General features: G+C 51.9%; 27 protein-coding genes. 3 read left to right on the plus strand and 24 right to left on the minus strand.

What is annotated here, in order from left to right; translation table 11 throughout:
• Positions 1–3: 3 nt before the first annotated feature.
• From DX130_RS10985 to hemE, 5 genes are all read right to left on the minus strand, one after another.
• Positions 4–804, minus strand: coding sequence for a glycerophosphodiester phosphodiesterase (locus DX130_RS10985; protein ID WP_116045124.1), 801 nt, complete (start codon positions 802–804; stop codon positions 4–6).
• Positions 805–834: 30 nt separating this feature from the next.
• Positions 835–2,136: a CapA family protein gene (locus tag DX130_RS10990; RefSeq protein ID WP_116045126.1), complete on the minus strand. Its 1,302-nt coding sequence runs from the start codon at positions 2,134–2,136 to the stop codon at positions 835–837.
• A 115-nt stretch (positions 2,137–2,251) separates the two neighbouring features.
• On the minus strand, positions 2,252–3,673 hold the full coding sequence (gene hemG, locus DX130_RS10995) for a protoporphyrinogen oxidase (protein ID WP_116045128.1): 1,422 nt from the start codon (positions 3,671–3,673) through the stop codon (positions 2,252–2,254).
• Between the two features lie 20 nt (positions 3,674–3,693).
• Positions 3,694–4,629 carry a ferrochelatase gene (gene hemH, locus DX130_RS11000; RefSeq protein ID WP_116045129.1) on the minus strand — a complete coding sequence of 312 codons (936 nt, stop codon included), beginning with the start codon at positions 4,627–4,629 and terminating at the stop codon, positions 3,694–3,696.
• A complete protein-coding gene (gene hemE, locus DX130_RS11005) occupies positions 4,622–5,692 on the minus strand; it encodes a uroporphyrinogen decarboxylase (protein WP_116045131.1) in 1,071 nt (356 codons plus the stop codon). The genes hemH and hemE overlap by 8 nt, the downstream gene beginning before the upstream one ends.
• 270 nt (positions 5,693–5,962) lie before the next feature.
• Between hemE and DX130_RS11010 the strand changes: the two genes are divergently transcribed.
• Positions 5,963–7,180 carry an MFS transporter gene (locus DX130_RS11010; RefSeq protein WP_116045133.1) on the plus strand — a complete coding sequence of 406 codons (1,218 nt, stop codon included), beginning with the start codon at positions 5,963–5,965 and terminating at the stop codon, positions 7,178–7,180.
• 134 nt (positions 7,181–7,314) lie between these two features.
• On the opposite strand, the gene DX130_RS11015 is transcribed toward DX130_RS11010, so the two are convergent.
• Positions 7,315–7,947 (minus strand): O-methyltransferase, encoded by a 633-nt coding sequence (locus DX130_RS11015; RefSeq protein ID WP_116045135.1) that lies wholly within the window; start codon positions 7,945–7,947, stop codon positions 7,315–7,317.
• Between the two features lie 128 nt (positions 7,948–8,075).
• Between DX130_RS11015 and DX130_RS11020 the strand changes: the two genes are divergently transcribed.
• Positions 8,076–9,218 carry a THUMP domain-containing class I SAM-dependent RNA methyltransferase gene (locus DX130_RS11020; RefSeq protein WP_116045136.1) on the plus strand — a complete coding sequence of 381 codons (1,143 nt, stop codon included), beginning with the start codon at positions 8,076–8,078 and terminating at the stop codon, positions 9,216–9,218.
• Positions 9,218–11,266 (plus strand): LTA synthase family protein, encoded by a 2,049-nt coding sequence (locus DX130_RS11025; RefSeq protein WP_116045138.1) that lies wholly within the window; start codon positions 9,218–9,220, stop codon positions 11,264–11,266. Before DX130_RS11020 ends, DX130_RS11025 begins: the two co-directional genes overlap by 1 nt.
• Positions 11,267–11,471: 205 nt before the next feature.
• Here the strand turns inward: DX130_RS11025 and DX130_RS11030 are convergent, their stop codons facing one another.
• The 18 genes from DX130_RS11030 to DX130_RS11115 all read right to left on the minus strand — a co-directional run bounded on the left by DX130_RS11030 (position 11,472) and on the right by DX130_RS11115 (position 25,320).
• Positions 11,472–12,377 carry a fumarylacetoacetate hydrolase family protein gene (locus DX130_RS11030; protein WP_116045139.1) on the minus strand — a complete coding sequence of 302 codons (906 nt, stop codon included), beginning with the start codon at positions 12,375–12,377 and terminating at the stop codon, positions 11,472–11,474.
• 130 nt (positions 12,378–12,507) lie between these two features.
• The gene (locus DX130_RS11035) at positions 12,508–12,720 is read right to left on the minus strand and encodes an SDR family NAD(P)-dependent oxidoreductase (protein WP_116045141.1); all 213 of its coding nucleotides are present in this window, start codon (positions 12,718–12,720) and stop codon (positions 12,508–12,510) included.
• A gap of 21 nt (positions 12,721–12,741) precedes the next feature.
• The gene (locus DX130_RS11040; protein WP_240644396.1) at positions 12,742–13,608 is read right to left on the minus strand and encodes an SMP-30/gluconolactonase/LRE family protein; all 867 of its coding nucleotides are present in this window, start codon (positions 13,606–13,608) and stop codon (positions 12,742–12,744) included.
• A 184-nt stretch (positions 13,609–13,792) separates the two neighbouring features.
• Positions 13,793–14,083 (minus strand): hypothetical protein, encoded by a 291-nt coding sequence (locus DX130_RS11045; RefSeq protein WP_116045144.1) that lies wholly within the window; start codon positions 14,081–14,083, stop codon positions 13,793–13,795.
• Positions 14,084–14,219: 136 nt separating this feature from the next.
• The gene (locus DX130_RS11050) at positions 14,220–15,599 is read right to left on the minus strand and encodes a PDZ domain-containing protein (protein WP_116045145.1); all 1,380 of its coding nucleotides are present in this window, start codon (positions 15,597–15,599) and stop codon (positions 14,220–14,222) included.
• Positions 15,600–15,737: 138 nt separating this feature from the next.
• Positions 15,738–16,043, minus strand: a complete 306-nt coding sequence (locus DX130_RS11055) for a hypothetical protein (RefSeq protein WP_116045147.1) — start codon at positions 16,041–16,043, stop codon at positions 15,738–15,740.
• The gene (locus tag DX130_RS11060) at positions 16,003–16,617 is read right to left on the minus strand and encodes a DUF3990 domain-containing protein (RefSeq protein WP_116045149.1); all 615 of its coding nucleotides are present in this window, start codon (positions 16,615–16,617) and stop codon (positions 16,003–16,005) included. The genes DX130_RS11055 and DX130_RS11060 overlap by 41 nt, the downstream gene beginning before the upstream one ends.
• A 93-nt stretch (positions 16,618–16,710) precedes the next feature.
• The gene (locus DX130_RS11065; protein WP_116045151.1) at positions 16,711–16,941 is read right to left on the minus strand and encodes a YuzB family protein; all 231 of its coding nucleotides are present in this window, start codon (positions 16,939–16,941) and stop codon (positions 16,711–16,713) included.
• Positions 16,942–16,983: 42 nt separating this feature from the next.
• A complete protein-coding gene (locus tag DX130_RS11070) occupies positions 16,984–17,286 on the minus strand; it encodes an iron-sulfur cluster assembly accessory protein (protein WP_116045152.1) in 303 nt (100 codons plus the stop codon).
• Positions 17,287–17,337: 51 nt separating this feature from the next.
• Positions 17,338–17,583, minus strand: a complete 246-nt coding sequence (locus DX130_RS11075; protein ID WP_338068631.1) for a hypothetical protein — start codon at positions 17,581–17,583, stop codon at positions 17,338–17,340.
• Positions 17,584–17,699: 116 nt separating this feature from the next.
• Positions 17,700–18,578: a M14 family metallopeptidase gene (locus DX130_RS11080; protein ID WP_240644398.1), complete on the minus strand. Its 879-nt coding sequence runs from the start codon at positions 18,576–18,578 to the stop codon at positions 17,700–17,702.
• Between the two features lie 149 nt (positions 18,579–18,727).
• Entirely contained in the window at positions 18,728–19,537 is an 810-nt protein-coding gene (gene racE / locus DX130_RS11085) for a glutamate racemase (RefSeq protein ID WP_116045155.1), read from the minus strand.
• Between the two features lie 186 nt (positions 19,538–19,723).
• Positions 19,724–20,122 carry a YtxH domain-containing protein gene (locus DX130_RS11090; protein WP_116045156.1) on the minus strand — a complete coding sequence of 133 codons (399 nt, stop codon included), beginning with the start codon at positions 20,120–20,122 and terminating at the stop codon, positions 19,724–19,726.
• A 51-nt stretch (positions 20,123–20,173) separates the two neighbouring features.
• The gene (locus DX130_RS11095) at positions 20,174–20,629 is read right to left on the minus strand and encodes a DUF948 domain-containing protein (RefSeq protein ID WP_165861224.1); all 456 of its coding nucleotides are present in this window, start codon (positions 20,627–20,629) and stop codon (positions 20,174–20,176) included.
• A 283-nt stretch (positions 20,630–20,912) separates the two neighbouring features.
• Positions 20,913–22,304, minus strand: a complete 1,392-nt coding sequence (locus tag DX130_RS11100; protein ID WP_116045160.1) for an ADP-ribosylglycohydrolase family protein — start codon at positions 22,302–22,304, stop codon at positions 20,913–20,915.
• Between the two features lie 157 nt (positions 22,305–22,461).
• Positions 22,462–23,394 (minus strand): nucleoside hydrolase, encoded by a 933-nt coding sequence (locus tag DX130_RS11105; RefSeq protein ID WP_116045162.1) that lies wholly within the window; start codon positions 23,392–23,394, stop codon positions 22,462–22,464.
• A gap of 24 nt (positions 23,395–23,418) precedes the next feature.
• A complete protein-coding gene (locus DX130_RS11110) occupies positions 23,419–24,369 on the minus strand; it encodes a nucleoside hydrolase (RefSeq protein ID WP_116045164.1) in 951 nt (316 codons plus the stop codon).
• A gap of 15 nt (positions 24,370–24,384) precedes the next feature.
• Positions 24,385–25,320, minus strand: coding sequence for an ABC transporter permease (locus tag DX130_RS11115; RefSeq protein WP_240644400.1), 936 nt, complete (start codon positions 25,318–25,320; stop codon positions 24,385–24,387).

Here is a 25,320-nt window from a genome sequence, read left to right on the forward strand (position 1 = left end):
ATTCTACTTATTCGGCTTAAATCCGAACCACTTTTTCGGACCTTCCAGCATTCGTTTGCCCAATGGTCTTATTCCGGATTCCGATACCGTCTCCCGCCAGCGGTCAGGATAGTTCGTACAGATGAGAAGATCGGGATCAAGCGCCGCCACATTGCGCATATTGCGTTTGTCATTTACCGTCCATGCCATCGTCTGAATGCCCGCTTCGTTCAGCAGCGCCATTCTGGCGGGATTCAGCTTGGCATACCCGATGGACAAAAAATCAGACTTAAGCTCACGAAGCTCATGAAGAAGCGTATTCCGCCAGCCATCCAAAATAAGTCCGATCCGAACCCCATCCGACAGCTTGCGAAGCCGCTGAAGCGTGCCGAGATGGAAGGAGGTAAGAACCACATCATCCATCTTGCCATGTTCGTAAATGCTCTCCAGCACCTTCTCCGCGATATGAGGATAACGTATGCCATCCGTCTTCAGCTCAATATTCAGCTTGACACGGCCCGCCGACTCACGCAGCACATCGTCCAGCGTAGGTATCGATTCTCCCTTGAACTCCGGAGAAAACCAGCCCCCCGCATCCAGCGAAGCCAGCTCCGCCGCTGTCCAGTCGCGAACCTCTCCTCGGCCATTCGTCGTTCGTCTCAGCTTGTAATCATGAATGACGACAGGCACGGCGTCCCTGCTTAACTGAACGTCAAGCTCGATCCAATCCACATCCGGCGCTTCAAACGCCATGCGGAACGCCGCCATCGTATTTTCCGGCGCACGGCCGGACCAGCCCCGATGCGCAACGCACGGGTTATTCATGCAAGTCCCTTCCTTTCTCCGTTATCCATCTTATGGTGCCTTCACCGCAGTCTCTCGTTGGATGACGGAGCCTTCAGAATCCAATGTGACTCCGAACGAAATTGAAGACAATCGCTGGAGCAGTTGCTGCTTTTCCTCGCCTTCAAGCGGCGTCGGTTGCGACTGGATGACGTTCATCGGGTTGAATTTAAGCGAGCATTCGCCTGCTTTGTTGCACACGGCATCCAAGACGCCAGTATCCCCTTGCGGACTTTTTGGATTGGTAGCATAAACGAAATTGCCCAGACTGTACGCAATCCATTTCCCTTTATACTTCTCAAAGCCTTGAAGTACATGCGGATGGCTGCCAACAACGATGTCAGCCCCTGCATCTATATACTCTTTGGCATTATTCCGATGAAGATTTTTCGGCTTATCGGCCGCATCCTCGCCCCAATGCACCATAACGATAACAAGATCAGCCTCTTCCTTTGCACTTGCAATCGCCGCCACCGCTCTTGTAGTATCATAGGTCTCTGCAATTCCGGGAGTGTTGCGGTCTGCCTTCAGATGCGTAAACGGGATCACACCGCTAACGCCAATATACGCAACCTTAAAACCTTTTCGTTCCACGATATAGGGGGCGAACGCCTCCACATCGTTATTGCCGACACCCATATACCCTATGCCAGCTTCTTGCAGGTGCTTCATCGTATCATGCATGCCCTCAAGCCCCTGATCCAGCGCATGATTGTTCGCCAGGCTCAGCACGTCGAATCCCGCGTCACGAAGAGGCGGCAGCGCCTCGGGCGAGCCCTTATGCACGTATGGCGTGCCTTCAATCGGCGTCCCTCTTGTTGTAATCGGAAGCTCCAGATTGCCCGCCATAATGTCAGGCTCGGTCAGATAAAGCAGTACTTTCTGATATGGAAAATCATAGCCTTTGTCCAGCAAAATACGGTTAATATATTCGCCCGGCATCAAATCTCCAACAAACGATAGGCTAATATGCTCGCTAGTCCCTGCAATTCCTTCCTCCGCTGGCGGGCTGGCATCAGGCTCTTCATGTCCATTCTCATCCGGGGTTAATTCACTATCAGGCTGAACAGAAGGTTCCGGGCTGGCAGCACCGTCCTCATCCTTGCCAGGATCTTGAACAATCACTTTCTCATTGCCGCCGCCAGGCCAGGACAACCAATCCGGCAAGCCAGCCTTCGTGCCCAAAGTCAAGCCGAGGGCAGCTACAACTAACAAAGTTCCTATTAAAACAACAGATATACGGAGCGTTCTCCGCCGTTTTTTTTCGCGCTGCGCTTTCTCTCTTTGGCGCGATTCCGATCTGGATAATGTCATAAAATGCTCCTTATTCGATAGATCTATTTGCTGGATAGTAGATTTCCTCATTATACCTTTTACCCGTAAGGAAGCGAATAGAATCTATCAAAAAATGAGCATCAAGTCCTGCTTTTTAATTGGAAGCGCTGTATAGCTCGGCTGCCGCTTCTTTGCCTTGACGAATGCAATCGGGCAAGCCTACACCGTCGAAAGCTGCTCCCGTTACCCATACGCCGGGCAATTCCATCTTCAAACGACTGCGCAGCGACTGCATTTTTTCGACATGGCCCACCGGATATTGCGGCATCGAATGGTTCAACCTCGTAATTTCCGCAAATATCGGCTCTGCCGTTATGCCCATCGTCTCCCGAATGTCTTGGCGCACGGCTGCGACCAGTTGGTCATCCGGCAGCTTGACGCTTTCCTGATCCTCGGAATGTCCGACATAACAGCGCAGCAGCACCTTGTCATCCGGACTGGTGTGCAGCCACTTGCTCGAGGTCCATGTGCAGGCTGTAATATGAAGCCCTTCCGATCGTGGAACAACAAAGCCGGAGCCGTCAAAGTCGAGTCCAAATGTCTTTTTGTCAAAAGCCATTACGACGTTGGCTACCGACACATAGCGAATATCACTTAGTTCCATACACTCCACCAGCGGCTCCAACAGCTTGGCCGCGGCGAAAGCAGGCGCAGTCACGACAATTCGATCCGCCTCCAGCGTCTCTCCATCAGCGAGCGTCACCGTATAGCCGCTGCCGGACTTTGCAAGCTCCGTCGCTTTCACGCCGAGTCTGCGCTCCACTCCGCTAAGCGCTCCATCAAGCGCCCGAACAAGCGTGGACAATCCCCCCTTGAACGTCAGGAACGTCGTACCTTGTGCTTTTCCTTTTGCAGCGGCAATCGTAGCCTTCCGGTTATGCATCATCCCTTTAATCAAGCTTCCGTGCTTCCGCTCCGAATCGCCGAATTGCGGGAAAGTAGCCTTCAAGCTCAACTTTTTCAAGTCCCCCGCATAAATGCCGGCAAGCAGCGGCTCTGCAATTCTCCGCATCACTTGCGTGCCGACCCGTCTTTCCAGAAAACCGCCCAGCGACTCGTCGCCCGATGCCGGCTTCGCTGGCATGAACAGGTCCATTACCGCCCTGAGTTTGCCGCCCAGCGACAGCAGACTGGTCTTCATAAACGGACCGATTTCTGTCGGAATGCCCAGCACCAAGCCTGGCGGCATGGCGTGCAGCTTCCGTTTATGCAAAATGTATGTTTTTTTGGCTGCCGGATTGGTCGCGGTCAATTCATTCTCCAGACCAAGCTCCTTCGCCAGATCAATGATGGCATGCTTGCGCGCGAGAAAGGAATCCGGTCCCTTCTCGATGACAAAGCCGTCACGTTGCAGCGTATTGATTTTCCCTCCAAGGACTGGAGCTTCTTCTACGATCGTAAGATGAAGCTTCCGTCCTTGTCGCTCCGCTTCCCGCTGCAAATAAAAAGCGGAGCTCAGTCCGCTGATCCCCCCGCCAATAATGACAATTCGATCAATCGCTTCTGCACTCCGCATTCTATTCATTCCTTTCCGTTCTAAAGCGCAGCGGCTTGCACCGACTCCGCTAATGTCTCCATATAAAGCGGATCACGATTCAGCATCGCAATGCGCTCCAGCTTAATGCCGATCTTCTCCGCCTCCGCCTTCGCTTCAATATCCAGATCGTACAACACTTCAAGATGATCCGATACGAAGCCGACAGGCGCTACGAGCACCGCTTCCACGCCTTCACCTGCGATCGTATCCAGCGTCTCCAGGATATCGGGTCCAAGCCACGGATCGCGAGTACGGCCGGCGCTTTGCCATGTGAACTGCCAATCCTGTACCCCCGCAGCTTCAGCAACAGCGGCGGATGTCTCCAGCAATTGCTTCTCGTACGGATCGCCCAGCTCTCTGATCTTCTCCGGCAAGCTGTGTGCGCTGAACAGTACCTTCGTCTTGGCATCGGCGCCTGCTGACTTCGCCAGAACAGCCAATCCGTTTGCCACACGCTCGGTCAACGCTTTGATCAGCTTCGGATGCAAGTGATACTGCTCGACAAAGGACATCTCGATGCCAAGCTCGTCCGCTTTTTCCTTCGCTCTCTTGATGTAGCTTCCTACGCTCATGGTCGAAAAATGTGGAGCTAACACGATGCCGACAGCACGACGAATACCGTCCTTGGCCATCTCTTCTACGCCATCTTCGATATAGGGACGGGCATGCTTCAACCCTTGATAACAAACATATTGTCCCGGCGCGGTAGAATCCAGCTTGTCCTGCAAGCCAGCGACCTGACCGTTCGTATTTTCGCGGAGCGGGAATACGCCTCCGACAATTGCCTCGTAACGATCTGTAAGCTCCTTCAATTGCTCCTCCGTGGGCGGATGTCCGCGACGAATATGCGTGTAGTACGCTTCAACATCGTCCATCGATTCCGGCGTGCCGTACGACATGACAAGAACGCCGATTTTGTGTTCGCTGCTAGACATGGCGGGCCTCCCCTTTGTTCTGAGCCGCAATCGCTTTTTCGGAATACGAGTGGATAAACGCCGTTAATTCAGCCAGCTTCTCCAGCGACGCTTCCGGGAACAATCCATGGCCCAGATTGAATATAAAGCCAGGCTCCTGAATACCTTGATCGATGATTTCAGCCGCATAAGACTCAATAACGCTCATAGGCGCAGTCAAAATCGTAGGGTCGAGATTACCTTGCACGGCATATTGATGATTCAACCTGCGACGTCCTTCTTCGATCGATACACGCCAATCGAGACCGATCACGTCCGCCTGTACGTTACGAAGCTCCGGCAACAGTTCGCCCGAGCTTACGCCAGGGAAATAGATTTTCGGCTGCTGCAAGTCGCTAAGCTCGCTAAAGATACGTTCAATCGTAGGCAGGACAAACTTGCGGAAATCCGCAGGCGACAGGGCGCCTACCCAACTGTCGAACAATTGAAATGCTTTGCCGCCGTTAGCCACATGGGCACGCAAATAAGCAATGACCATATCACCAAGCTTTTGCATAAGCGAATGCCATACGGCCGGCTCGCTATACATGAGCTCTTTTGTGCGAAGATAGTTTTTCGACGGGCGTCCCTCGATCAGATAACTTGCAATCGTAAATGGCGCACCCGCAAACGTAATAAGAGGAACCTCCAATTCGCGGTCCAAAATGCGGATCGTCTCCAGCACATGACCCAGATCGCCCTCTACATCAATCGGTTTCAGACGTTCTACGTCGGCGGCAGAACGAATCGGATTATGTATTACAGGACCAATGTTCGCTACGATATCGAAATCTATGCCGATAGACGCAACCGGATTCATAATATCCGAATAAAGAATAGCCGCATCAACGCCGAGCTTGCGAATCGGCATGAGCGTTACTTCGGCAGCCAGCTCAGGCTGCTTGCATATTTCAAGCAATGAATACTTCTCTTTAATTTTACGATAGTCGGGATCATATCTCCCTGCTTGCCTCATGTACCATACTGGTACGCGATCTACAAGTTCCTTCCGGCTTGCCCGAATGAAACGGTCGTTATAAGACATTCCCGTTCCCCATTTCTATGTAGTTTCTTCTGCTTCTCATTATGCCCTTTTTCCCGTACCCTAACAACCGCTGTAGCTTTGCTTCCTATGACAATAGTATGACAATCGGAGGAAAGTTGCATGAAGATGGCTTGAAATATCATTCTTCTAGCCCAGGCGATCCTATTATGCCTGCTGGTCAATATGTAAACCCAATCCATCTCAATTCAGCAAGCTACGTCTCGCAACTACGCAACGATTAGAACAGAACGATTATGATATACTAACGCTATGGAACAGTGGAAAAAGAATTTGATTGTGCTTTGGTTCGGACAGTTTCTCGTCATGGGCGGTATGACGATGATTATTCCGTTCCTTACTCTCTATTTGCAATTCGAGCTTGGCCTCTCCGATCCACATGAAATCGGGGTATGGGCAGGCTTTATCTTTGCAGGCAACTTTGTAACCGCGTTTATTTTTCAGCCGATCTGGGGCAAGCTCGCCGACCGTTACGGCCGCAAAATGATGCTGCTCCGCTCAGGGTTCGGCATGGCGATTGTCATGGTCATGATGGGATTCGCAACAAGTCCCTGGCATCTTCTGCTGCTGCGTATGCTTAATGGCACGATATCCGGGTTCAACCCCGCCTCCATCTCGCTTATTTCGGCAACGACGCCGAAGGAACGGATGGGATTTGCCATGGGCACCATCCAATCCGGCGCGATGGCAGGCACGATTCTGGGGCCGTTAATGGGCGGACTCCTGGCTGATGCGGTGGGCTACCGGCCAATCTTCTATATTACGGGAGCGCTTCTGTTTGCGGCTTCCTTATTGGCGCTATTCATCGTAAAAGAATCCTTCGATTTGGCAAAAGCTGCAACCCGTGTCCAAGCATCCGTCCTAGACGGACTGAAGCGAATCAGCCGCATACCACAGCTCATGTCGCTGTACGGTGTCACGTTCCTCATTCAATTTGCGATGATGAGCCCCATGACGCTGATTCCCCTATTCGTGCAGGAGTTGCATGGCTCGCTGGAGAATATTGCGTTCCTCGCGGGATTCGTCGGGTCGGTGACCGGAATCTCGAACATGATCGCCTCGCCGCTCCTCGGCAAGCTGAGCGACCGTATTGGAGCGGAGAAAATACTTGCCGTCTCGCTCATTGGCGCGGCACTCGCCTTCATCCCGCAAGCGCTGGCCGATTCTGTATTTATGCTGCTGCTGGCAAGATTCGGACTGGGATTGTTTCTGGGCGGACTTATTCCAGCCGTCAATTCACTCATTCGCGTCTATACGCCTGACGGTATGGAGAGCCGGGCATACAGCTTCAACAGCAGCACGATGAGCCTTGGCAACATGATTGGTCCCATCACCGGCGGCGCACTCTCCGGCTACATCGGCATTCAGGGACTGTTCGTCATGTCAGCCGTCCTGATGCTGCTTAACGGTGTTTGGGTATGGTTCTCATTGCTGAGCAAACGTTCAGCAGGACGTGGAACAGCGTCATAATACCAGTTGTAGAACTTTTGATAACTGCTGCTGTTCTGTCTCCAAATCGCCTCAACAAAAAGCAGTCCAACGATCATCCATGATCACTGGACTGCTTTTGTTTTATACGGAATTATGCCAATTGCAGCCTTCTTCTATCCTATAACTCTTGCAATCGCGAGACCGTCGTAACCGGGAAGGATCGTGCTCTCCAATCTCGGATCGGTTGCCACTTGCTCATTGAAGCCTCGTACAGCTTGAACGGCAGGTCCTTGTTTATCCATATTTGTCGTCCTGCCGCGCAGCAATATATTGTCAGCTACGATGACAGCCCCGGGTCTAGCCAGCGCGATAGCATAGTCGAGATAGATCGGATAACCTTCTTTATCCGCGTCGATAAAGAAAAAGTCAAACGTTCGGCCCTCTTCCTTAAGCTGAGCCAAGCTTGCTTTTGCATCGCCGATCCGATAGTCTACCTGATTGCCGTAACCCGCTTCTTCGAGATGAGTGCGGGCAACATCCGCATAATGAGGCAGAAGCTCTAGTGAGAGCAGCGTCCCCCCTTCCCTCAGCCCTCTCGCCAGACAAACTCCGCTATATCCGCCCAAAGCTCCAATCTCCAATATGTCTTTTGCTCCGGACATGCCGACCAGCATGGTCAGCAGTCTTCCATATCCGTCTGATACTGAGATGTCCGGCATTCCGTGCCGGGCGATCCCTTCCTTCACACGCTCCAATTGCTCATCTTTTCTATATAATGAATCCACATATTGCTCATCATTCGACATTGCTTTATTCTCCCCGTATGTTTGATTTGTAAAAGCGTAGCTGTTTGACCTATACTTAATTGTATGTTTTTATAGGAAACGTAGCAAGAAATGAACCATTATTAACGTTATGGAAATGAGAGTGCAAGATGGAACAACTACAATTAATCGCCACATCACCGATGGGGCTTGAAGCTGTCGTCGCCAGAGAATTAAGAGAACTCGGCTATCATGACCTTCAAGTGGAGAATGGCCGCGTCAATTTCAAGGGTGGACCCCAGGACATATGCAGAACGAATCTATGGCTTCGTACCGCTGGCCGGATTCTAATTAATATGGGTACATTTAAAGCAACGACATTCGACGAGCTTTTCGAAGGAACTAAGGCGCTCAACTGGCCGGACTGGATTCCGGAAAACGGAGAATTCCCGGTTGAAGGACGTTCCCACAAGTCTCAGCTATCCAGCGTGCCTGCATGCCAGAAAATCGTCAAAAAAGCAGCTGTCGAAAAAATGAAAGAACGCTACGGCACGGATTGGTTCGATGAAAACGGCGCCAGATATGTCATCGAGGTGTCCTTACTCAATGACGAAGCCTTGCTGACGCTCGATACCTCCGGCGCAGGCCTACATAAGCGCGGATACCGCCTCGTATCCAACGAAGCTCCGATTCGTGAATCGATGGCGGCGGCACTCATTCTGCTAAGTCGCTGGCGCCCGGAACGCCCGTTCTACGATCCGTTTTGCGGATCGGGCACCTTCTTGGTGGAAGCAGCTATGATTGGCTGGAATATCGCGCCCGGCTTGCGTCGCAGCTTCAACAGCGAGCAATGGGATCGGATTCCGGCAGAGCTTTGGAGCGCAGCACGTGAAGAAGCGTTCGATGCGGTCAAGGACGACATCCCTTTGCAAATTACCGGTTCTGACATCGATCCGCGCTCCATTGAAATATCGGAGACCGCAATTAAACGCGCCGGTTTTGCAAAAGACATTAAAGTAAGTGTTCTTCCTGTCTCCAAGGCGAAGCCTGTCGGTGATTACGGTGTAATCATTACGAACCCGCCTTATGGAGAGAGACTCGGCGACGACATTGAAGCGGAGGCAGCGCTGCGCCAATTCGGATTAATGACGCTTCATTATCCGACATGGTCCGTCTTTGCCATCAGTCCGTCTGAACAGGTCGAACACTATATGGGTCGTCCCGCAGATAAGAAACGCAAGCTGTTCAATGGTCGTATTCAAACCGACTACTACCAGTTCTTTGGACCGCTGCCTCCTAGGGAGAAGCGTTAATGAATCATTTGCCGGCCGAAAGCTCTGGGCCAATAGTCAATCCATCATGGTTTCGCCGTGCGCTTGGGCTCTCTTTGCGCATTCTTGACCGTTCGGTAGCGCTGGACTTCATCTTTTTTGCTGCCGCAATGCTGCTTAAACTCTATTGGTTCAATAAGTTGTTATCTGTCGCCTATATGGATATGACGAAAACAGACGCGATTATCGAGACTGGCGCGATTCTGCTTGCGTCCTTCTGGACGCTGCTTCTGCCTACACGCGGAAGATTGATTGCTTTGATCGCACTCAACTTGATCCTTTCGTTTATTCTATATGCCGACGTCATCTACTATCGCTACTTCCAGGATTTAATAACGGTACCTGTACTGATGCAATTAGGACAAGTGGAATCGCTTGGCGGGAGCATCCACACGTTGATGAAGCTGGAGGATTTCCGGCTGCTCTGGGATGCTGTAATTATCATTCCCTACGCCGTATATGTGTTGTGGAGAGGCCGCGCGGATCTGAAAGCGAAAGCAGCTTCCAACACTGGGACCGTTCGCTTGCGGAAAATTTCCATTCGCATCGGCTGCACCATTGCTGCTTTTATGCTGGGCTTCTCGCTATTTTTCACGAACTTGAACCATGCGACAGACACATGGGCCAAAGGTTTGTTCGAGAAAAACTGGTGGAATCTATCGATCTACAACGTTGCTGGCGCGCTTGGCTTCCATGGCTACGACATCTACCGTTATGCCAAAATTAATTGGCTTGATGTGGAGCCTGTATCGGCCGAGCATCGTTCAGACACGCAACGCTTTATGGAGAATCGCGCCGCAGCCAGATCCGAGCTTGAGCGTACCGACGCGTTGTTCGGAGCTTACGAGGGCAGTAACGTGCTTATGGTTCAAGTGGAGTCGCTGCAAACCTTTATGCTCGGTCAATCCATCGGCGGGAAAGAAATAACGCCTGTCCTGAATCAGTTACTGAAGGAGAGCGCCTATTTCTCGACATTTTACCATCAGACGGCCCAAGGACGTACATCCGACGCCGACTTCGCTGTGAATTGCTCCTTGCAGCCAATGAAAAGCGGTTCTGTCTTCATCCAGTATGCTTCACATGAATTTGGATGTCTGCCTACACAATTAAAGAGCGAAGGTTATAGCACCAATGTGTTTCATCCTTATCAAGGCGGCTTCTGGAATCGCAATGTCATGTACAAGAATATGAAATACGATCAGTTCTACAGCATGAAGCATTACGAGCTGGATGAGCGGCTTGGCTGGTCCCTTGGCGACAAATCGTTTTACCGTCAATCGATGGACGTTATCGCGAGCTTGCCTCAGCCATTCCATTCCTTCCTTATTTCGCTTACCAGCCATCATCCGTACAAGCTTCCGGCGGCGGAGAAGCTGTTGGATACGGAGGAACTGACCGATACCATCATGGGCGATTATTTGCAGGTCATCCATTATGCGGATGCTGCGCTTGGCGAATTAATTGACCGTATGAAGGCTGAGGGACTGTGGGACAACACGATATTCGTTCTTTATGGGGACCACGATAATTCCATTCAGAATTGGGACCTGTACCCAAGATTTATGAAGGATACCACTAATGCAGCGGAACGGGAGCAAGTCATAAAAAGTGTACCTATGCTCATTCACCTTCCCGATGGCGCTCATGCGGGAACGTATAACAAAGCAAGCGGTCAACTGGATATGACACCGACTATTATGTACTTGCTGGGACTGTCTACCTCTGAGCCGAAGTGGCTGGGCGCGCCTTTGCTCACGGAGCAGCGAGAGGAAACCCGATTAGTGACGCAGCGGAACGGATCATGGACGGATGGACACCGTTACTACATCCCTTCAGCAGACGGCTTGTCCGCGAATGGCAAGTGTTACGCCGTAGACACTGGAGAGCTGCTTGCTTCGGACGCTTGTATGCCTATGACGGATTGGGCCGATGCCGAGCTGACCATGTCAGACCGGATCGTTATGGGCAACCTGCTTCGTACGTTCAAGAACAACGGCGCAGTTGAAGCAGTCGGAAAAACAGCCAGTTGATACGACACTCTTCAACAGGTTAAGTCCAAATGCATGAACTCGTTAAATAATAAAAGGAGCTCTCCATACCACTGTAAAAGTGGAACGAGGGCTCCTTTTCCATATCCGGTCCCCATGCGCGCTTAATTACCGCTTCAGTAGGGCTGCTGCACATGCCGGGTCAGAACAGATGGGTGTGACCGTCGAAGATCATCGCCAGGTCCCCCTATTCGCTGACCATGTGATTCGTAAGCGCGCCCAGCTTGTCAATGGATACGGTGACGATATCTCCATCCTTCAAGTAGACACGCTTCTCAGGCGGGTAGCCCAGCACCACGCCCTCCGGCGTTCCTGTCAGAATAATGTCTCCTGGCTTGAGCGTCATGCAATGGGAAACGTAGCTGATGATTTGCTTGCAGTTAAAGATCATATCCGATGTATTGGAGTTTTGGCGAAGCTCGCCGTTCACTGTGCAGCTAATCGCAAGCGCATTAGGATCGCCCACTTCGTCCGCGGATACAAGGTAAGGACCGATCGGCGAGAAGCCGTCGCAGGATTTGCCCGCCAGCCACTGGCTGGTGCGCCTTTGCAAATCACGTGCCGATAGATCATTCGCCGTACAATAGCCGAATACGTAATCCAGCGCTTCCTCTTCGCTGACATACTTCGCCGTACGGCCGATGACAATACCAAGCTCCGCTTCGTAATCCACTTCGTTCGACGTCCTCGGCAGCGGAACGACGCTGCCATGCCCGTTCAGCGTGTTGTTGAACTTATTGAACAGAATCGGGTATGCCGGGATTGGCATGTTGGACTCCTCCGCATGCTTCCGATAGTTAAGCCCAATGCAGATCAGCTTCTCGGGATCGGTGACGCATGGGCCGATGGAGAGCTCTTCTTCGTGATTCAGATTAGCGCGGTATTGCTCCGGGCTGTCTATTTTCAATTGGGCGATGAACGCCTCCACTGTTTCACGGGCGCTCTCCCCGCCTGCAATCACTTCTCTGACGGTGGTCGGAAGCGACTCACCAGAAGCGCTGTTCTGCACGGCTGCTGCCAGATCAAGGACTCCCTCTTCTGTTTTTATGCCTGTCCTGTATACCCCATCCTTCATAAAAGTCATCAGTTTCATCGCTGTACCCTCTCCTTTTCTTTTACGGTATGGTTGTTTGTAAACGAGTCTGATAGAGTAACGGCTATCTATCTTGAATATTCCTGGATTCATGGTTGTGAGGTTGTCATTGCGCCTTAATGATGAAGCCTTATTCATTGGCGGCCTCTTGTTCCATCACATCGCATGTCACATGGACCGCCTTACCGCCCGATGCCTTGATTTCATCCGCAGCTTGCTGCCCCCTTAGGCGAGCCATATCCGCAATGACGACAGCCGCTCCTTCCGAAGCGAAGAGCAGCGCCGAGCTTCTCCCCATGCCAGAGCCGGAGCCTGTAATGATGGCCACTTGTCCCTCAAGCACATAACCAGTACCTTCTTGTTGTTAAGGCACGAATCGTCGGGAAGGCGTCCCCGTCACGCCCGGCTTCGTCATAAATACACCGCCCGCATGGGGATATAAGGTATGCTCATCTTCCGACAGGGTGACTCTCGCCGTCGTAATATATAATTCATCAAGGCGTTCGCCGCCAAATACGCATGATGTGACATAAAGCGCAGGCACTTCAATCTCCGCCAGCCGTTTGCCGGTATCGGGATCAAAGCGCGATACTTTGCCGCCGCCCCAATGCGCAATCCAGAGCATGCCTTCGCTGTCTATCGTCATGCCGTCGGGATACCCTTCCTTCGACGGCCATTCTATTATCGTTTCTCGTCCGCTGATTTCGCCGGTTCCGCTATCATAGTGGAACCGGTCCACAGCCAGCTTGGGAGTATCGATATAATACATGCAATTCTTGCTCTCATCCCAAGCGAGGCCATTCGAGCAGCCTACGCCAGTTACGACACGCACAGGCTCGCCGTCTCGCTCCAACCTATATAGGCTGCCTTGATCCTTGGCGTTGCCTGTGCCCATCGTCCCCGCCCATAGCCTTCCCGCAGAATCGCACTTGGCATCATTAAATCGGTTGTCCGGCATATCCGCTTCGATATGCGCAATCACTTCCAGCTCCCCGGAATGAGGATGATACCTGTATATCCCATCGTCCAGCGTCACTATGAGCGATCCATCCTTCGACGGAACGACAGAGCTGACACGCTTCTCGAAGCGGTGAATCTCATGGCCATTCGTGACTGTATGATATACATGCACCGATTTTCCTTCAATATCTACAAAATATAATTGCTTTGACTCCTCATCCCAATGAGGACCTTCGCCTAATAAAGCTTTTGCATCCAATACTAGTTTCACGTTTATCGCCATCCTGTCCATCTCCCCTGTTCATGCTGTCCACTGATTGCCGGCCAACCAAACAAGATAGATAGTCGGCTTTGCGGCTACATGATAATTCGCTGCCGTTCATCAAATGTCCTCCATCTACTCGCAAGCAAAAAAACCGCTCAAGCCTCTGCACTTGGGCGGTTCTATGACTGAGTTAGCGTTCGGACATGCTGGAGGGCTGTCCGCTTTTCCGATTACCCGCTCCCAGCTCCTGCAGTTTGCCACTGAGCTCGGAGGCGTCGATCATATTCGACCCGTATTCCTTCAGCCATTTGGTAATCTTCCTGAGATCCTTCATCGGTATGCCTAGATCGCTGTGATAGACGAAGGATGGCTGCCACTCCCTGAACATAGCGTACCTGGACGGAAGCCTGAGTACACCATCTATGGAGCGGCTGGCAGAATCCTTACGCGCTGAAATACTCACGGTCTTATCCCGAATCATGCCCGGCGCTTCCTCCGAGGAGAGGAATTCGACAAAACGGCGGGCCGCCTCCTTCACCTAAATTCGATGACGAATGGCATCTTGGACATGCTTCGTGATCAATAGACGACTTTTTAAACCATCCCTCATAAGGTGATCATTTTCCTGGAGCTTCATTTTTATGCTCCTTCAGCCATTCCAGCACTTCATCTATGTTGTCCACCGCAACAATCCTCAGCTCAGGCGCGGCGCTTCTGGCTGCTTGCTCACCCGCCTTGGGGACAAAAAACACGTCGGCATCCGTTCGGCTTACCGCATAGGCCTTCTGGGGAATGCCGCCGACCATGCCGACCGACCCGTCCGGCTCAATTGTACCTGTCCCTGCTACCCGAATACCTCCCGTGACGCCTCCTTCAACCAACTGATCGATAAAGGCAAGCGTAAGCATCGCGCCATGCGAAGGTCCGCCGACATGCGCCATATACTCATGGAAAGCAATTGATCTCGGCGTATCGAGCTTCGGCTCCGTCTGTACTGATACGCCGAATACCGCACGCGTTGCGTCTTGATTCGATGGAACTGTATGAACGGTGACGGTGACAGGGGCTCCTGCTCTCCTAATGGTTAGACTTACTTCATCGCCTGGCTTCACGGCTTCCGTCATATAGGCGATCATTTTCTCGACCTCGCGCACTTCTTGTCCATTTACAACATCTATAATATCTCCCGCATTCAGCACGCCATCTGCAGGACTGTCCTTTACGATAGCTACAATTCGCACACCATCCGGAACGATTCCTTTGCCAATGCCGGCCTTCTGCATCGCAATCGCCGCCGCTACCCGATTGGCATCTGTTTTCATAGCAGCAACTTGCGCATAAGTCTCAAGCAACGGGGGCTCATCTTCCGGAATCGGCAGGAAGTCATATTGAGGGAACAGCCATCCGTACAGCCTGTCTGCCAATACAGCAGGGCGGTCGAATACAAGCACGCCCTGAATGTCACCGCCTTCGGCTCCTCCTTGGACATGCGCATAGCGGTTCATGTTCAGCGTCATACCGGGATAGGTGACACTATACCTTGTCGGAATCAGCAGCAGGCTAAGCGTTGCTGCCATAACGGCTATTGAGACGACCGTTCTCCAAGGAACACGGCCTCGAACTATGCTGCCGCTGACAAGCAGATCCGTAATGACCAGCGCTGCTGCTGCGACCAGTATGACCAGCATTGTAAGGATCGAGGTTTGCGCGATAAGCAATCCCGCCAGCACCAGATTGAACACGATAATAGCGATTCTGAGACTGCGAATGATAAGCCGTGGGGATAGGAGGAGCATCCGGCCCGCTCCCAGTGCCCAGCTAAACGGAATAAGGGCGAGAACATAATAAAGCCAGTTGATCATTTCAATCCACAGTACGCCCCCTCCCGTTCTTAGCGGTGCGGGGATCCATATCAATTCTGCTGCAATCAAGCTGCAGATAGCCATAATAAATCCGGTGTAATAAAACCGTCTGCCTGTAAGATAACCCTTTTTCACCCTGAAGCCTCCCGATCACGATGTTTTCCTTGCTTGTCCTCTCCACAAAAAAAGACAAGCGGGACGTGTAGAAAGCTGCCGCATGTCCCCTTGTCTTCCCTTATGTCCGCACCGCTCACTGGCTGCCACGAGCTGCTTCTACTTGCTCTGCAAGTAATGGCGGCTCTGCTCTTCTCCGATGCCGCGGTCCATCGCTTCGCCTTGCTCGATGTCTACGATGCGTTGTATCCACATGGAAGGCGTATGTCCGGCGCGCTTGGCCCGATCGATTAGCGCCGCATAATGGGTGCACGACTCATATCCGCCTAATCTGCGAATAACTTTGATGTATTCAACTACCAACTCGCGGGCGGCCAATGGCTCGTAATTCCACCCTCGCACCAGTGCCTCGGCTATGCCCCGCTCATACGCGCTTAATCTCACTCTCGTCCCTGGCGTCGCCATACAGCCACCTTCCTCTCGTATATATATAATAACCCAATAAGACCAGATGTGACTCCCACCGCTCGGAACCGAATACGACCTGATTGCCCAGCTTCAAGGCGTCAAGCTTGCGCCCCTTTTGGGAGCGGGTGATCTGATCATAGAACCAATGATCATCTTTCTTTAATTGTACGCCTTTATGTACGATTTTTCCAGTGTCATTGTCCGCCATCGGACCAATAATGATGTCTGGATGTACGGCGCACGGATCTTCGCCTTTCGCATTCTGCTTTCTGTGGCTATAGACGAATGATGCCCAAGCAGGGGAATCCGACAGAAATAACAGCGGCTCGATATCGGCAGGGATGCTGGACAACTCCACGACCAGCACGCAAGGCTTGCCTCCATCCCATGCTTCCTTGGCCATCTTATGCGCCCATCTTCGTGCCTGCCCGATGGATATCGTCGTATAGAAGCCTTCCCCGAAGTCTTTGCCCGGCCGCCAGTAGGCCGATTGAAGCAGCTTGCTGCGGAATGACTCTACGGTAGAGCCTGTCGTCCCATGATACAGCAGCTGCGGTGTCTTAATATCCATCCTATGCTCCTTCCCTGTTCATTGCGATCAATAAAAAACCCAACAGCGTCTAAGTTGTTGGGTTCATCGTTGGTTTGTTGTATGGAATAAACATTATGACTTCAAATAGGTCAGCGCCTTCTCGATGGCTTCATCCTCTGTTGTACCCTTCACATACCGTCCGTTAATGAACACGAAGGCATAGCGGGCGCAAGGCCCGCAATAGGATTTACAAGTGACTTGGCTGATCTCCGCCTGTGGAGCAAGCTTCTCCAGCTTGGCGAGCGTAGTCTTCATCTTCATATGCTTGCACTTTTCACATACTTTAATGTCATTGGTAGCCATTATGATTTATCGTCCCATTCCCCATCGCCTGCAAAGCGGTGCTTAATGATCTCCGTGATTGCCTTTGGCTGGATTCGTAATCGCGAAGCCCTCTTCCGGCACGTAGAAGTAGTCTATGCGGATCCCATCGAGAAAATCATTATCCTTCTCCAGAATCACATCGATATCCTTATCCGTCGATACTACGACGTCCTTATCCGTTGGCGCGTCGATGCCCATACCGTAATGCGCGTGGTCGCCATGCGCGTGTGTTACATAGACGCGTAGCAGCTTGCCTTCATTTTCTTCTTTGTCCAGCTCAAGTTTTATCATTTTCGCCGCATTGCGGGAAATTTTGCATTTCATGCTTACCCAGCTCCCTCAAAGTTGCCTGCTCGGCAACAAGTTCTTTATCCATTAATCTATATTATACTTCGTCCCCATTCTCCGGGCAAACCATTCCGCAACAATCATCGTAAATGCAATATCGTCAATCGGAATAAGCGGCAGCACATCCGGCACAATCCAATAGACAATGACGGGCACAAGGAACAGCAGCTTGTCCCGAATGAGCACATCCCTCGATTTCAGCAATCGGAAAATAAGGGCAAAGGTTCTCTGCCAATGCTTCAGCGAAAGCAGCTTGCGCATATACTCGTTCACCCCTGAGAATCCCGATTTTACAGCCTTATCTTATATCCTTCCCCTTTTCTCCTGACGGGCCGTCCCATCACACTTTTCCATCTCATGGAACGACCCAATTGTTGCATCCTTGCCCTCTACAGCCTCAGTGATTCCAGCAGCAGCGGCCGAAGCTCCGCGTAGATCGTATCGAAGGCGCTCACCGGGAGCGGATTCTCCCCGTAGCCAGCCTCTACCGTAAAGCCCGGACGGCGGTAACGGTGTATGAACCAGTCCTTGTAGCCCGCATCGCTGCCGCTCAGCTTGATGGGCGCATAACCGCTCGCCGCTCCTAGCCGATCCGCCAGATTCTCGGCATGAGGCGGCTCGAAGTCCCGGTAATTCCAATATATTTCTTTGCCTTGGGTATGAAGCGATACAACGGCATGAAATCCAAGACGATCCGTCAGCTCCGCCAATGCCCCTGCCTCGGGTTCGCAGAGCGGATGAGCACCCGGGTAATCACGAGGGGCCGGAGACACCACATTCCTGCGCTTGCACTCCTCTTCCCAGAAAGCAGGGAATTGATCATTCAAATCTACGCCGCGGATGTTCGCTTTCCAGCCGCTGAAGTCCTCCACTCCTCCATTCCACGCCAGCAGTGTCCGATAATGCGGATGGGAATGGGGAAATCTCCCCTGAACGAGTTCTACCCCGTCCGGGTTCACCATCGGCGCCGCCCATAACGTCACCGTATCAAGCAACACTCCAATATCTTCTCCGCCTAGACGCTGTCCCGCTGTATAAGCGCCGGACAGTTCCGTCATGAATCGCATCAGCAATGCAGATGTAATCCATTCATTCGCATGGCAGGACGCATTCACATGCACCAGTCGCGAGCCGCGTCCGCAGCATAATGCCACAAGCGGGCGGCCAAATACGCTTTGTCCATATTGGTGTACACCCACAAACGGATTAATGGCCTTCAAGTCTTGAATCTCGCGCATCATATCGTCGAAGCCGTAATCTGCATTCACGAGCTTATCTTCCCTCCGCCCTCGCCAGGATTCGTTTATTTCATCCTATGCGCAAGGAAGCCTGTCCTATCAATGAATCGTGCCAAAGAAAAAGCCGTCTCCTTCCGGAGACGACTGCCTGTTTCTTTATGGGCGCTGCGTAGATAGGTTTATACGATATTCGGAATTTGCCAGACGACCGGCGTCAGCTCAATCTGTTCGCCGAGCCATTGCTGCGCAATCAGCTTGAACATTCCGGGATCTCCGCTGCAGAAAAACTGATGCACAGGCACCTGATCGTTCCTGGCTAGCTTGCGCTTGTCTTGCAGAATCGTACTGATCTCTCTCGCCGTCTCGTCAGCGGAGCTGATCAGATTCACTTCGCCACCCATCACTTCGGAGATCGTATCCGTCAGGAACGGATAATGCGTACATCCCAGAATGAGTGTATCGATCGGATAGGTGCGCATATGGGAAATGGAATCCCGCACCACGTCATACGTCTCGATCGAACGGAAGTTGCCCTGCTCAACCAACGGTACGAACTTCGGACATGCCTCGCTGACGACCTGCACATGAGGCGACAGCTCCCGCAGCGCTTGCTCGTAGGCACCGCTCTTGATCGTGCCTTCCGTGCCAATGACGCCTACGCAGCCCGTTTTGGTTCTCCCGACAGCAGCCCGGGCACCAGGATTAATAACGCCTACGACCGGAATAGCGACTCTGGAGCGAATGTCAGCGAGCGCCACCGCTGTAGCGGTGTTGCAGGCAATGACAATCATTTTCGGATGAAACTGTATCAAATAATCGACGATTTCTCTAGTAAAACGTGTCACTTCTTCAGGGGTTCTCGGACCATACGGGGTACGCGCCGTATCTCCGAAATAAATGATCTTCTCGCGCGGCAATTGGCGCATCACTTCCTTAACAACCGTAAGGCCGCCCACGCCAGAATCTAGTATCGCTATCGGTTGCTGCACAAACACACCGCTTTCTTAAACAAGATGATGGTATCCGACTCCGAGACAGAATAGCATATGATTTCGGCATCGAAAACGTACCTACATCTTAACGCAAATATGGACAAGGTTCAAGAAGCTCTGAGCAAGACAAAGAGCCGAGCGCTTGCCGCCCGCGCCGGCTCTTCGTTATGTGCCTCCATCGTCTTACAGTTGATCGGAAGATGCTTCTTCCTCCACCGCTTCTGCAGAAACATCACACGCTTCTTCCACAAATTCCTCGGACGAGAACTCAGTAGAGACCCCCGAAATCGTCGCAATTTCTGAGGCATCCGAGGACTTGCGCAAGCCTTTTACACTGCTTACGACATTACCGGCAATCGAGGATGCCTGATCCCCAATTTCCCGCACAATACGGCCCGTCGTCTCGCCAACTTTATTCGCTGCCTTAATTGTCGAGTCCCCTACCTTCTGGGCTCCTATGGAAATATTCTGACGCAGCTCCTTGCCTGCTTTCGGCGCGAATAGCAAAGCTGTAATGGAACCGATAACTCCTCCAGCTATCGCACCCAGCAAAAATCCTTTAGTATCTTTACGTGTTGACATCGATAATCGCTCCCTTCGTCATTAGAGTACCCTTCGTCTCGGCTTGTTGATTCAGCCATTCGGGCGAGAATCGTGATGGGTATCCGTTTTGCTTCTCGATTGCCACAACTGCCAGGCCGTCAGCCCAAGCTCCGCCCACTGTGCCGCCTCATTCAGATGGCGGCTTGCCGCAATGCGCTCTGCGTGCTTGACAGCTGAGGAGGACAAGGTGGTCGCGACGTGCTCGACAGCCGATGACGTTCTCTCGACCGTGCCGCTTACTTGACGAACCGCCTGCACTAGTCCCCCTGCCGCTTCCAGACTCTGCTGCACGCCCCTGGCCGTCTGCTCCACCGGCTGAAGCACCGCTCCAATTTCCATCGATAGCCGGTGCAGATCGGCTTGCATCGCTTCCACAGACGCTTGCGCTTGCCCAAGCCTGCGCAGCATCATGCGAAGTCCAATCAACAATCCCGCCACTAAAACGACGAATGCTGCCGCTGCTGCCACCGCACTCCATTCCGCCATGCCGAACGCCTCCTCTCCAGCCGTCATCGCAGCCCCTGCGCTTGCCTTGGAGCCTTGCGGCTAGACGAATGCCTACTTCGTAATGACAGTATAAGCAGCATGGGCTCGTCTTGACACAACGCCATATGTATTTCTGTTCGCGGGATTCCGACTGCGTCGACAACTCAATTTCCAGCACCTGAAAGTGTGCAGTTCGCGAGTGGCGCTTCAAACGCCAACAGACTATTTTCTGATAAAAAATAAGCAGCCACCACAGAAATAACCTGTGATCGCTGCTCGTATATTACTGGATTTGATGCTTCCGCACGGCCGATACCGTCCACTCGGACAGCTCGGTAATCTTCATTTTTTTCATCTCGCGCAAATACGTGTCAAGCACGTCTCCGATCGGATCGGTCCATTTGCTGTCGATGGAGGAAAGTCCATTCATAATGCCCAGCGCCGTGACGATTTGCGCTGCATTACAATCGACGTCTTGTCCAGCCATTGCAATGATATGCAGCGTCTCATCGAAATCGCCATTGCCATACCATAGCGCCACCACTTCCGCCATCGCGTTCGGGTAAGCGTGAATCCAGTTGTATTCTTTGAATCTTTCCTCGCACAACTTCCAGGTTTCACGCCAGTCATTATGCTGACGGCACCACTGAACGGCTGTCGATACGATTTCGTAATATTCGCTATCCGTCGGAATTGCGTCTACAGACAATTCAACGATTTTCCGAATATCCTTTTCAACGAAAGCGAGCGATACGAATACCGCGTTGAAAATTTCTCCCAGCACTCCGTTGTTCGCATGCGATACGACCGCATCCTTCCAGGCTAGCTTTGCCGCTTCCATGGGGTTGCCGGGAGCAACCATCCCGCAGATCGCGCCGCGCATCTGAGCGCCGATCCATTCCTGGAACGGATTGTTCAAATAGCCACTCTCCGGTGGATAGATTCCGCTCCGGATATTTTTCAGGGCGATATCTTCGGCCGACCAGCCGCTCGGCACAAGCGCCACCCATTCCTCGGCGATCGTCACAGACGAAACCTCATATCCAAATTTATCGAACGCGTTCAAGAAAGCGATTTCGAACGTAATGTCATCGTTATACGTGTTCGGCTTACGCACATAACCACGAATTTCCCCGAACTTCTCCAGCAGCTTCTGGGACGTATAACCTTCGATCGCAGTCCCGAGGGCACCGCCGACGATCTGAGCTACCCATCCTGCGTATATACGCGATGCGAATTGTTCCGCATGTACATTGTACGGCTCATAGACTGGAAATTTTGCTTTCGCCTCGTACTCTTCCCATGTCTCATAAGCCTGATAACGCCAATACTGGGATTCTTCGTTCTTAGGTAAACGAGACAGCTCGTTCATCAGCCGCGCGGTTATCCGCTGAAGCTCTGGCATGTCATTTTTCTCGTAGGCCGCTGTTCCCTCCTCAAGCAGATGAAGGAGATGATCCGTCTGATAGCCCATATTATGCATCGACTGCACAGCCGCAACAGCCAGTATCTCCGGTGCTCCAGAGCCTGGAACATTGCTATGCCAGAATAGCTTCAAGGTCATATCATAAAATTGTTCCACCTGGGTCATGGCCAGCCAAGTCTGTTCTTCCTCGTCCAGTATGACCGGATCCGCGTTTTGCATCAATTGGTATGCTTTCTCCCATGCTTTCATATCGTAATTCCTCCCCGTTAATGTAATTCGCGAAAGTAGCTTCAATCTCAGGAAAAGTTCACTTAATCAATAGTATCTCCCCGTCATTGCCGAACTCTTATGCGCATTGTTGTGCAAGCACCTGACCAATAGTGAAGCTGCCTGTATCTAAACGAGCCTACACTACCCGACTCAGAAAATGGGCAAGGAATCGATCCGCGTCCACCTCAAGACAAACCTCTATACTTGGACGCTCGTTCGGCAGGGCGTTGCGGTCGGCATAGGTTCGACCAACAGTATGCATCCCCTCCGTATCAACTCTCACCGGCAGCGATTCTGTCCGGCAAAACGTTGGGTCAATGACGATGCCTACCGCTAGTGGATCGTGCAGAGCACAGCCGCCGATGCCGGGGCTGAACGTTTCGTATGCATCGATATAAAAATCTGTCGCGTCCGCCAGGAAATGAGACAGCTTGCTGCCCTGATCACGCCACTCCTGCAATCGGGTACGAGGCAGCAGCGTCTTCATCGTTACGTCTAGCCCGACCAGCTTAATCGGCAGCCCCGAACCGAACACAAACTCAGCGGCTTCCGGGTCGCTATGAATATTGGCTTCCGCATACGGTGTAACGTTCCCCGGTACTGTGACAGCTCCCCCCATGATGATCACTTGACCGACCACCCGCACGAATTCGGGATCTGAACGAATAGCCTTCGCCAGATTGGTCATTGGACCAACGGAAATGATCGTTAATTGACCGGGCATGCTTCTCGCCTGTTCCACCATAAATTGCGGAGCAGTAAGCGATGCAGCTTGACCTTTAGGAAGAGCATCGCGCATCGCGCCGCCTAAGCCGTCTTCGCCATGCACATGCTTGGCGTACGCATCCTTATTCCCGGACAATGGCTCCTCCGCGCCAGCGTACACCGGCACATCCTCGCGTCCCAGCAGTTCAAGCACATAGAGGGAGTTGCGGGTCGCTTCCTCTACGGTTACATTTCCGAATAACGTCGTCACTCCGATCAGCTTCACCTCTGGAGAATGAGCAGCATAAGCGATCGCCATCATATCATCAATACCCGTATCCACATCCAGAATAATTGGTTTCAAGCAGTTCACCTCGCTGTTAAGCAACTAGGTCGCTTTGGAATATTTCGTCAAAGTCTCAATCATCAATTCCCAAAACTTGTCCTGATCGAGATCTAACGCCACGTTCACATTCGGTTCCTTGCCCGTTACGCCGAGCATATCGATTACCGTCATTCCATAGCTGTATTCGCCTTTTGTCTCGATGTCCACATGCAGCTTGCGGTAGGTAAATATAGATGGATCGATACAATATGCAACACAGCATGCATCATGGATCGGTGCGCCCTCAAAACCGAACACTTCCTTGTACGTTTGCATGAAAAATTGCAACAGCTCCACCACAAAATCCGATACCGAATGGTTGATCCGTTTGATCCGCTCCTGAATTTCGGGTGTTGCTTGCGCCTTATGCGTCAAATCAAGCCCGAACATCGTCAGCGGCACACCGCTCTCGAAGACGACCTTGGCCGCCTCGGCGTCTACGAAAATGTTGAATTCCGCCGCAGGTGTCCAATTCCCTAATGTGCCTCCGCCCATTAGGACAATTTCACGGATTTTTGGAATGATCGCAGGTTCTTTGCGCATCGCCATAGCTATGTTCGTCAACGGACCAGTTGGAACGAGTGTAATGTCTCCGTCCGAAGCTAGCAGCTCTCGAATGATGAAGTCGACTGCATGCTCATCTGCTATTGCCTTTGTTGGCATCGGAAGCAATGGACCATCCATTCCGCTATCTCCATGGATATCAGCTGCAGTCTCCCGCTTGCGCACAAGCGGCAGTGACGCTCCTTTAGCAACAGGCGTGTCCATCAGCCCTGCGATTTCACATACTTTTAACGCATTAACGGTCGTTTTATCGACTTCCGCATTGCCCGCTACCGTTGTTATACCTATCAAATCCACTCTCGGATCCGCTCCTGCAAGCAATATCGCAATAGCGTCGTCATGTCCTGGGTCGCAATCAATGATAATCTTTTTAACCTCTGCCTTACCCATCGTATCTTGTCCCCTTTAGGTTATAGTAGCGAGTTTCCTCTTCTGTCGAACAGCGAAAAATACGAGTGCGGCAATCGTTACAACATAGGGAACCATCTGAATGAATTGGCTTGGGATCGGCGCATCCGGAACGGTCTGCACAATCGTCGCCAGCGCACTAGCGAGACCGAAGATCAGCGAGCCAAATAAAATACCGATCGGGTTGCGGTTACCAAGCAGTACAACAGCTAGAGCAAGGAAACCGGCACCTCCGGTCATATCCTTTACGAACATATTGGTAAGTCCATTAGACATGAAGGCACCCGCTAGTCCAGCGAAAACACCGCTCCATGCCAGCGCGGAATATTGAATCCGCGTAACTGGAATACCTAGCGACTGTGCAGCTTGAGGCGCTTCGCCAACAGAACGGAGATGAACACCGTAAGGTGTCCGATAGATCAGAACCATACAGAATACAACGGATAAAATGGCGATCCAAACCATGAGATTGTGCCCGCTGAGCAGCTTGCCCAGCAGGGGTACGTCTTCAATAAACGGGATATGCACGGTCGGTATCGGCGCAGCCTTGCTTGGGGAATAGTTCCCGGTCACACCGAAAATCTTACTCATCAGGAAAATGGTAAAGCCCGAGCCGAAGATATTGACTGCGAATCCTGTTATGATGATATCTACCTTCATCTTGAGCGAGAAGAATCCCATTCCGTAGCTGATGAGTACAGATACCCCTACTCCCGCCAGCACGCCAAGCGCCCAGTTTCCTGTGGTGGATCCCACCGCGATTGAAGTAAACGCCGACATCAGCATTAGTCCTTCAAGGCCGATGTTGATGGCACCGCCGATATCCGAGATAAGTCCGCCCAAAGCAGCCAATAGGATCGGCGTCATTACACGCAGCAGCACAGCAATCAGCGATAGATCTATAATCTGGCTCCAAATGGTTTGCCACACCAT

The organism is Paenibacillus paeoniae (assembly GCF_003388735.1).
GTDB lineage: Bacteria > Bacillota > Bacilli > Paenibacillales > Paenibacillaceae > Pristimantibacillus > Pristimantibacillus paeoniae.

What these genes read in the sequence shown, in the direction of transcription:
- DX130_RS11015 (WP_116045135.1), bottom strand. Translation starts at nt 7,947, where the DNA reads ATGTCGAATGATGAGCAATATGTGGATTCATTATATAGAAAAGATGAG.
- DX130_RS11010 (WP_116045133.1), top strand. Translation starts at nt 5,963, where the DNA reads ATGGAACAGTGGAAAAAGAATTTGATTGTGCTTTGGTTCGGACAGTTT.
- DX130_RS11100 (WP_116045160.1), bottom strand. Translation starts at nt 22,304, where the DNA reads ATGAAAGCATGGGAGAAAGCATACCAATTGATGCAAAACGCGGATCCG.
- hemE (WP_116045131.1), bottom strand. Translation starts at nt 5,692, where the DNA reads ATGTCTTATAACGACCGTTTCATTCGGGCAAGCCGGAAGGAACTTGTA.
- DX130_RS11030 (WP_116045139.1), bottom strand. Translation starts at nt 12,377, where the DNA reads ATGAAACTGATGACTTTTATGAAGGATGGGGTATACAGGACAGGCATA.
- DX130_RS11060 (WP_116045149.1), bottom strand. Translation starts at nt 16,617, where the DNA reads ATGGATATTAAGACACCGCAGCTGCTGTATCATGGGACGACAGGCTCT.
- DX130_RS10985 (WP_116045124.1), bottom strand. Translation starts at nt 804, where the DNA reads ATGAATAACCCGTGCGTTGCGCATCGGGGCTGGTCCGGCCGTGCGCCG.
- DX130_RS11020 (WP_116045136.1), top strand. Translation starts at nt 8,076, where the DNA reads ATGGAACAACTACAATTAATCGCCACATCACCGATGGGGCTTGAAGCT.
- DX130_RS11070 (WP_116045152.1), bottom strand. Translation starts at nt 17,286, where the DNA reads ATGAAATGCAAAATTTCCCGCAATGCGGCGAAAATGATAAAACTTGAG.
- hemG (WP_116045128.1), bottom strand. Translation starts at nt 3,673, where the DNA reads ATGCGGAGTGCAGAAGCGATTGATCGAATTGTCATTATTGGCGGGGGG.
- DX130_RS11090 (WP_116045156.1), bottom strand. Translation starts at nt 20,122, where the DNA reads ATGTCAACACGTAAAGATACTAAAGGATTTTTGCTGGGTGCGATAGCT.
- DX130_RS11095 (WP_165861224.1), bottom strand. Translation starts at nt 20,629, where the DNA reads ATGGCGGAATGGAGTGCGGTGGCAGCAGCGGCAGCATTCGTCGTTTTA.
- DX130_RS11115 (WP_240644400.1), bottom strand. Translation starts at nt 25,320, where the DNA reads ATGGTGTGGCAAACCATTTGGAGCCAGATTATAGATCTATCGCTGATT.
- hemH (WP_116045129.1), bottom strand. Translation starts at nt 4,629, where the DNA reads ATGTCTAGCAGCGAACACAAAATCGGCGTTCTTGTCATGTCGTACGGC.
- DX130_RS10990 (WP_116045126.1), bottom strand. Translation starts at nt 2,136, where the DNA reads ATGACATTATCCAGATCGGAATCGCGCCAAAGAGAGAAAGCGCAGCGC.
- DX130_RS11065 (WP_116045151.1), bottom strand. Translation starts at nt 16,941, where the DNA reads ATGGCTACCAATGACATTAAAGTATGTGAAAAGTGCAAGCATATGAAG.
- DX130_RS11025 (WP_116045138.1), top strand. Translation starts at nt 9,218, where the DNA reads ATGAATCATTTGCCGGCCGAAAGCTCTGGGCCAATAGTCAATCCATCA.
- DX130_RS11110 (WP_116045164.1), bottom strand. Translation starts at nt 24,369, where the DNA reads ATGGGTAAGGCAGAGGTTAAAAAGATTATCATTGATTGCGACCCAGGA.
- DX130_RS11055 (WP_116045147.1), bottom strand. Translation starts at nt 16,043, where the DNA reads ATGGCGACGCCAGGGACGAGAGTGAGATTAAGCGCGTATGAGCGGGGC.
- DX130_RS11045 (WP_116045144.1), bottom strand. Translation starts at nt 14,083, where the DNA reads ATGATTCGGGATAAGACCGTGAGTATTTCAGCGCGTAAGGATTCTGCC.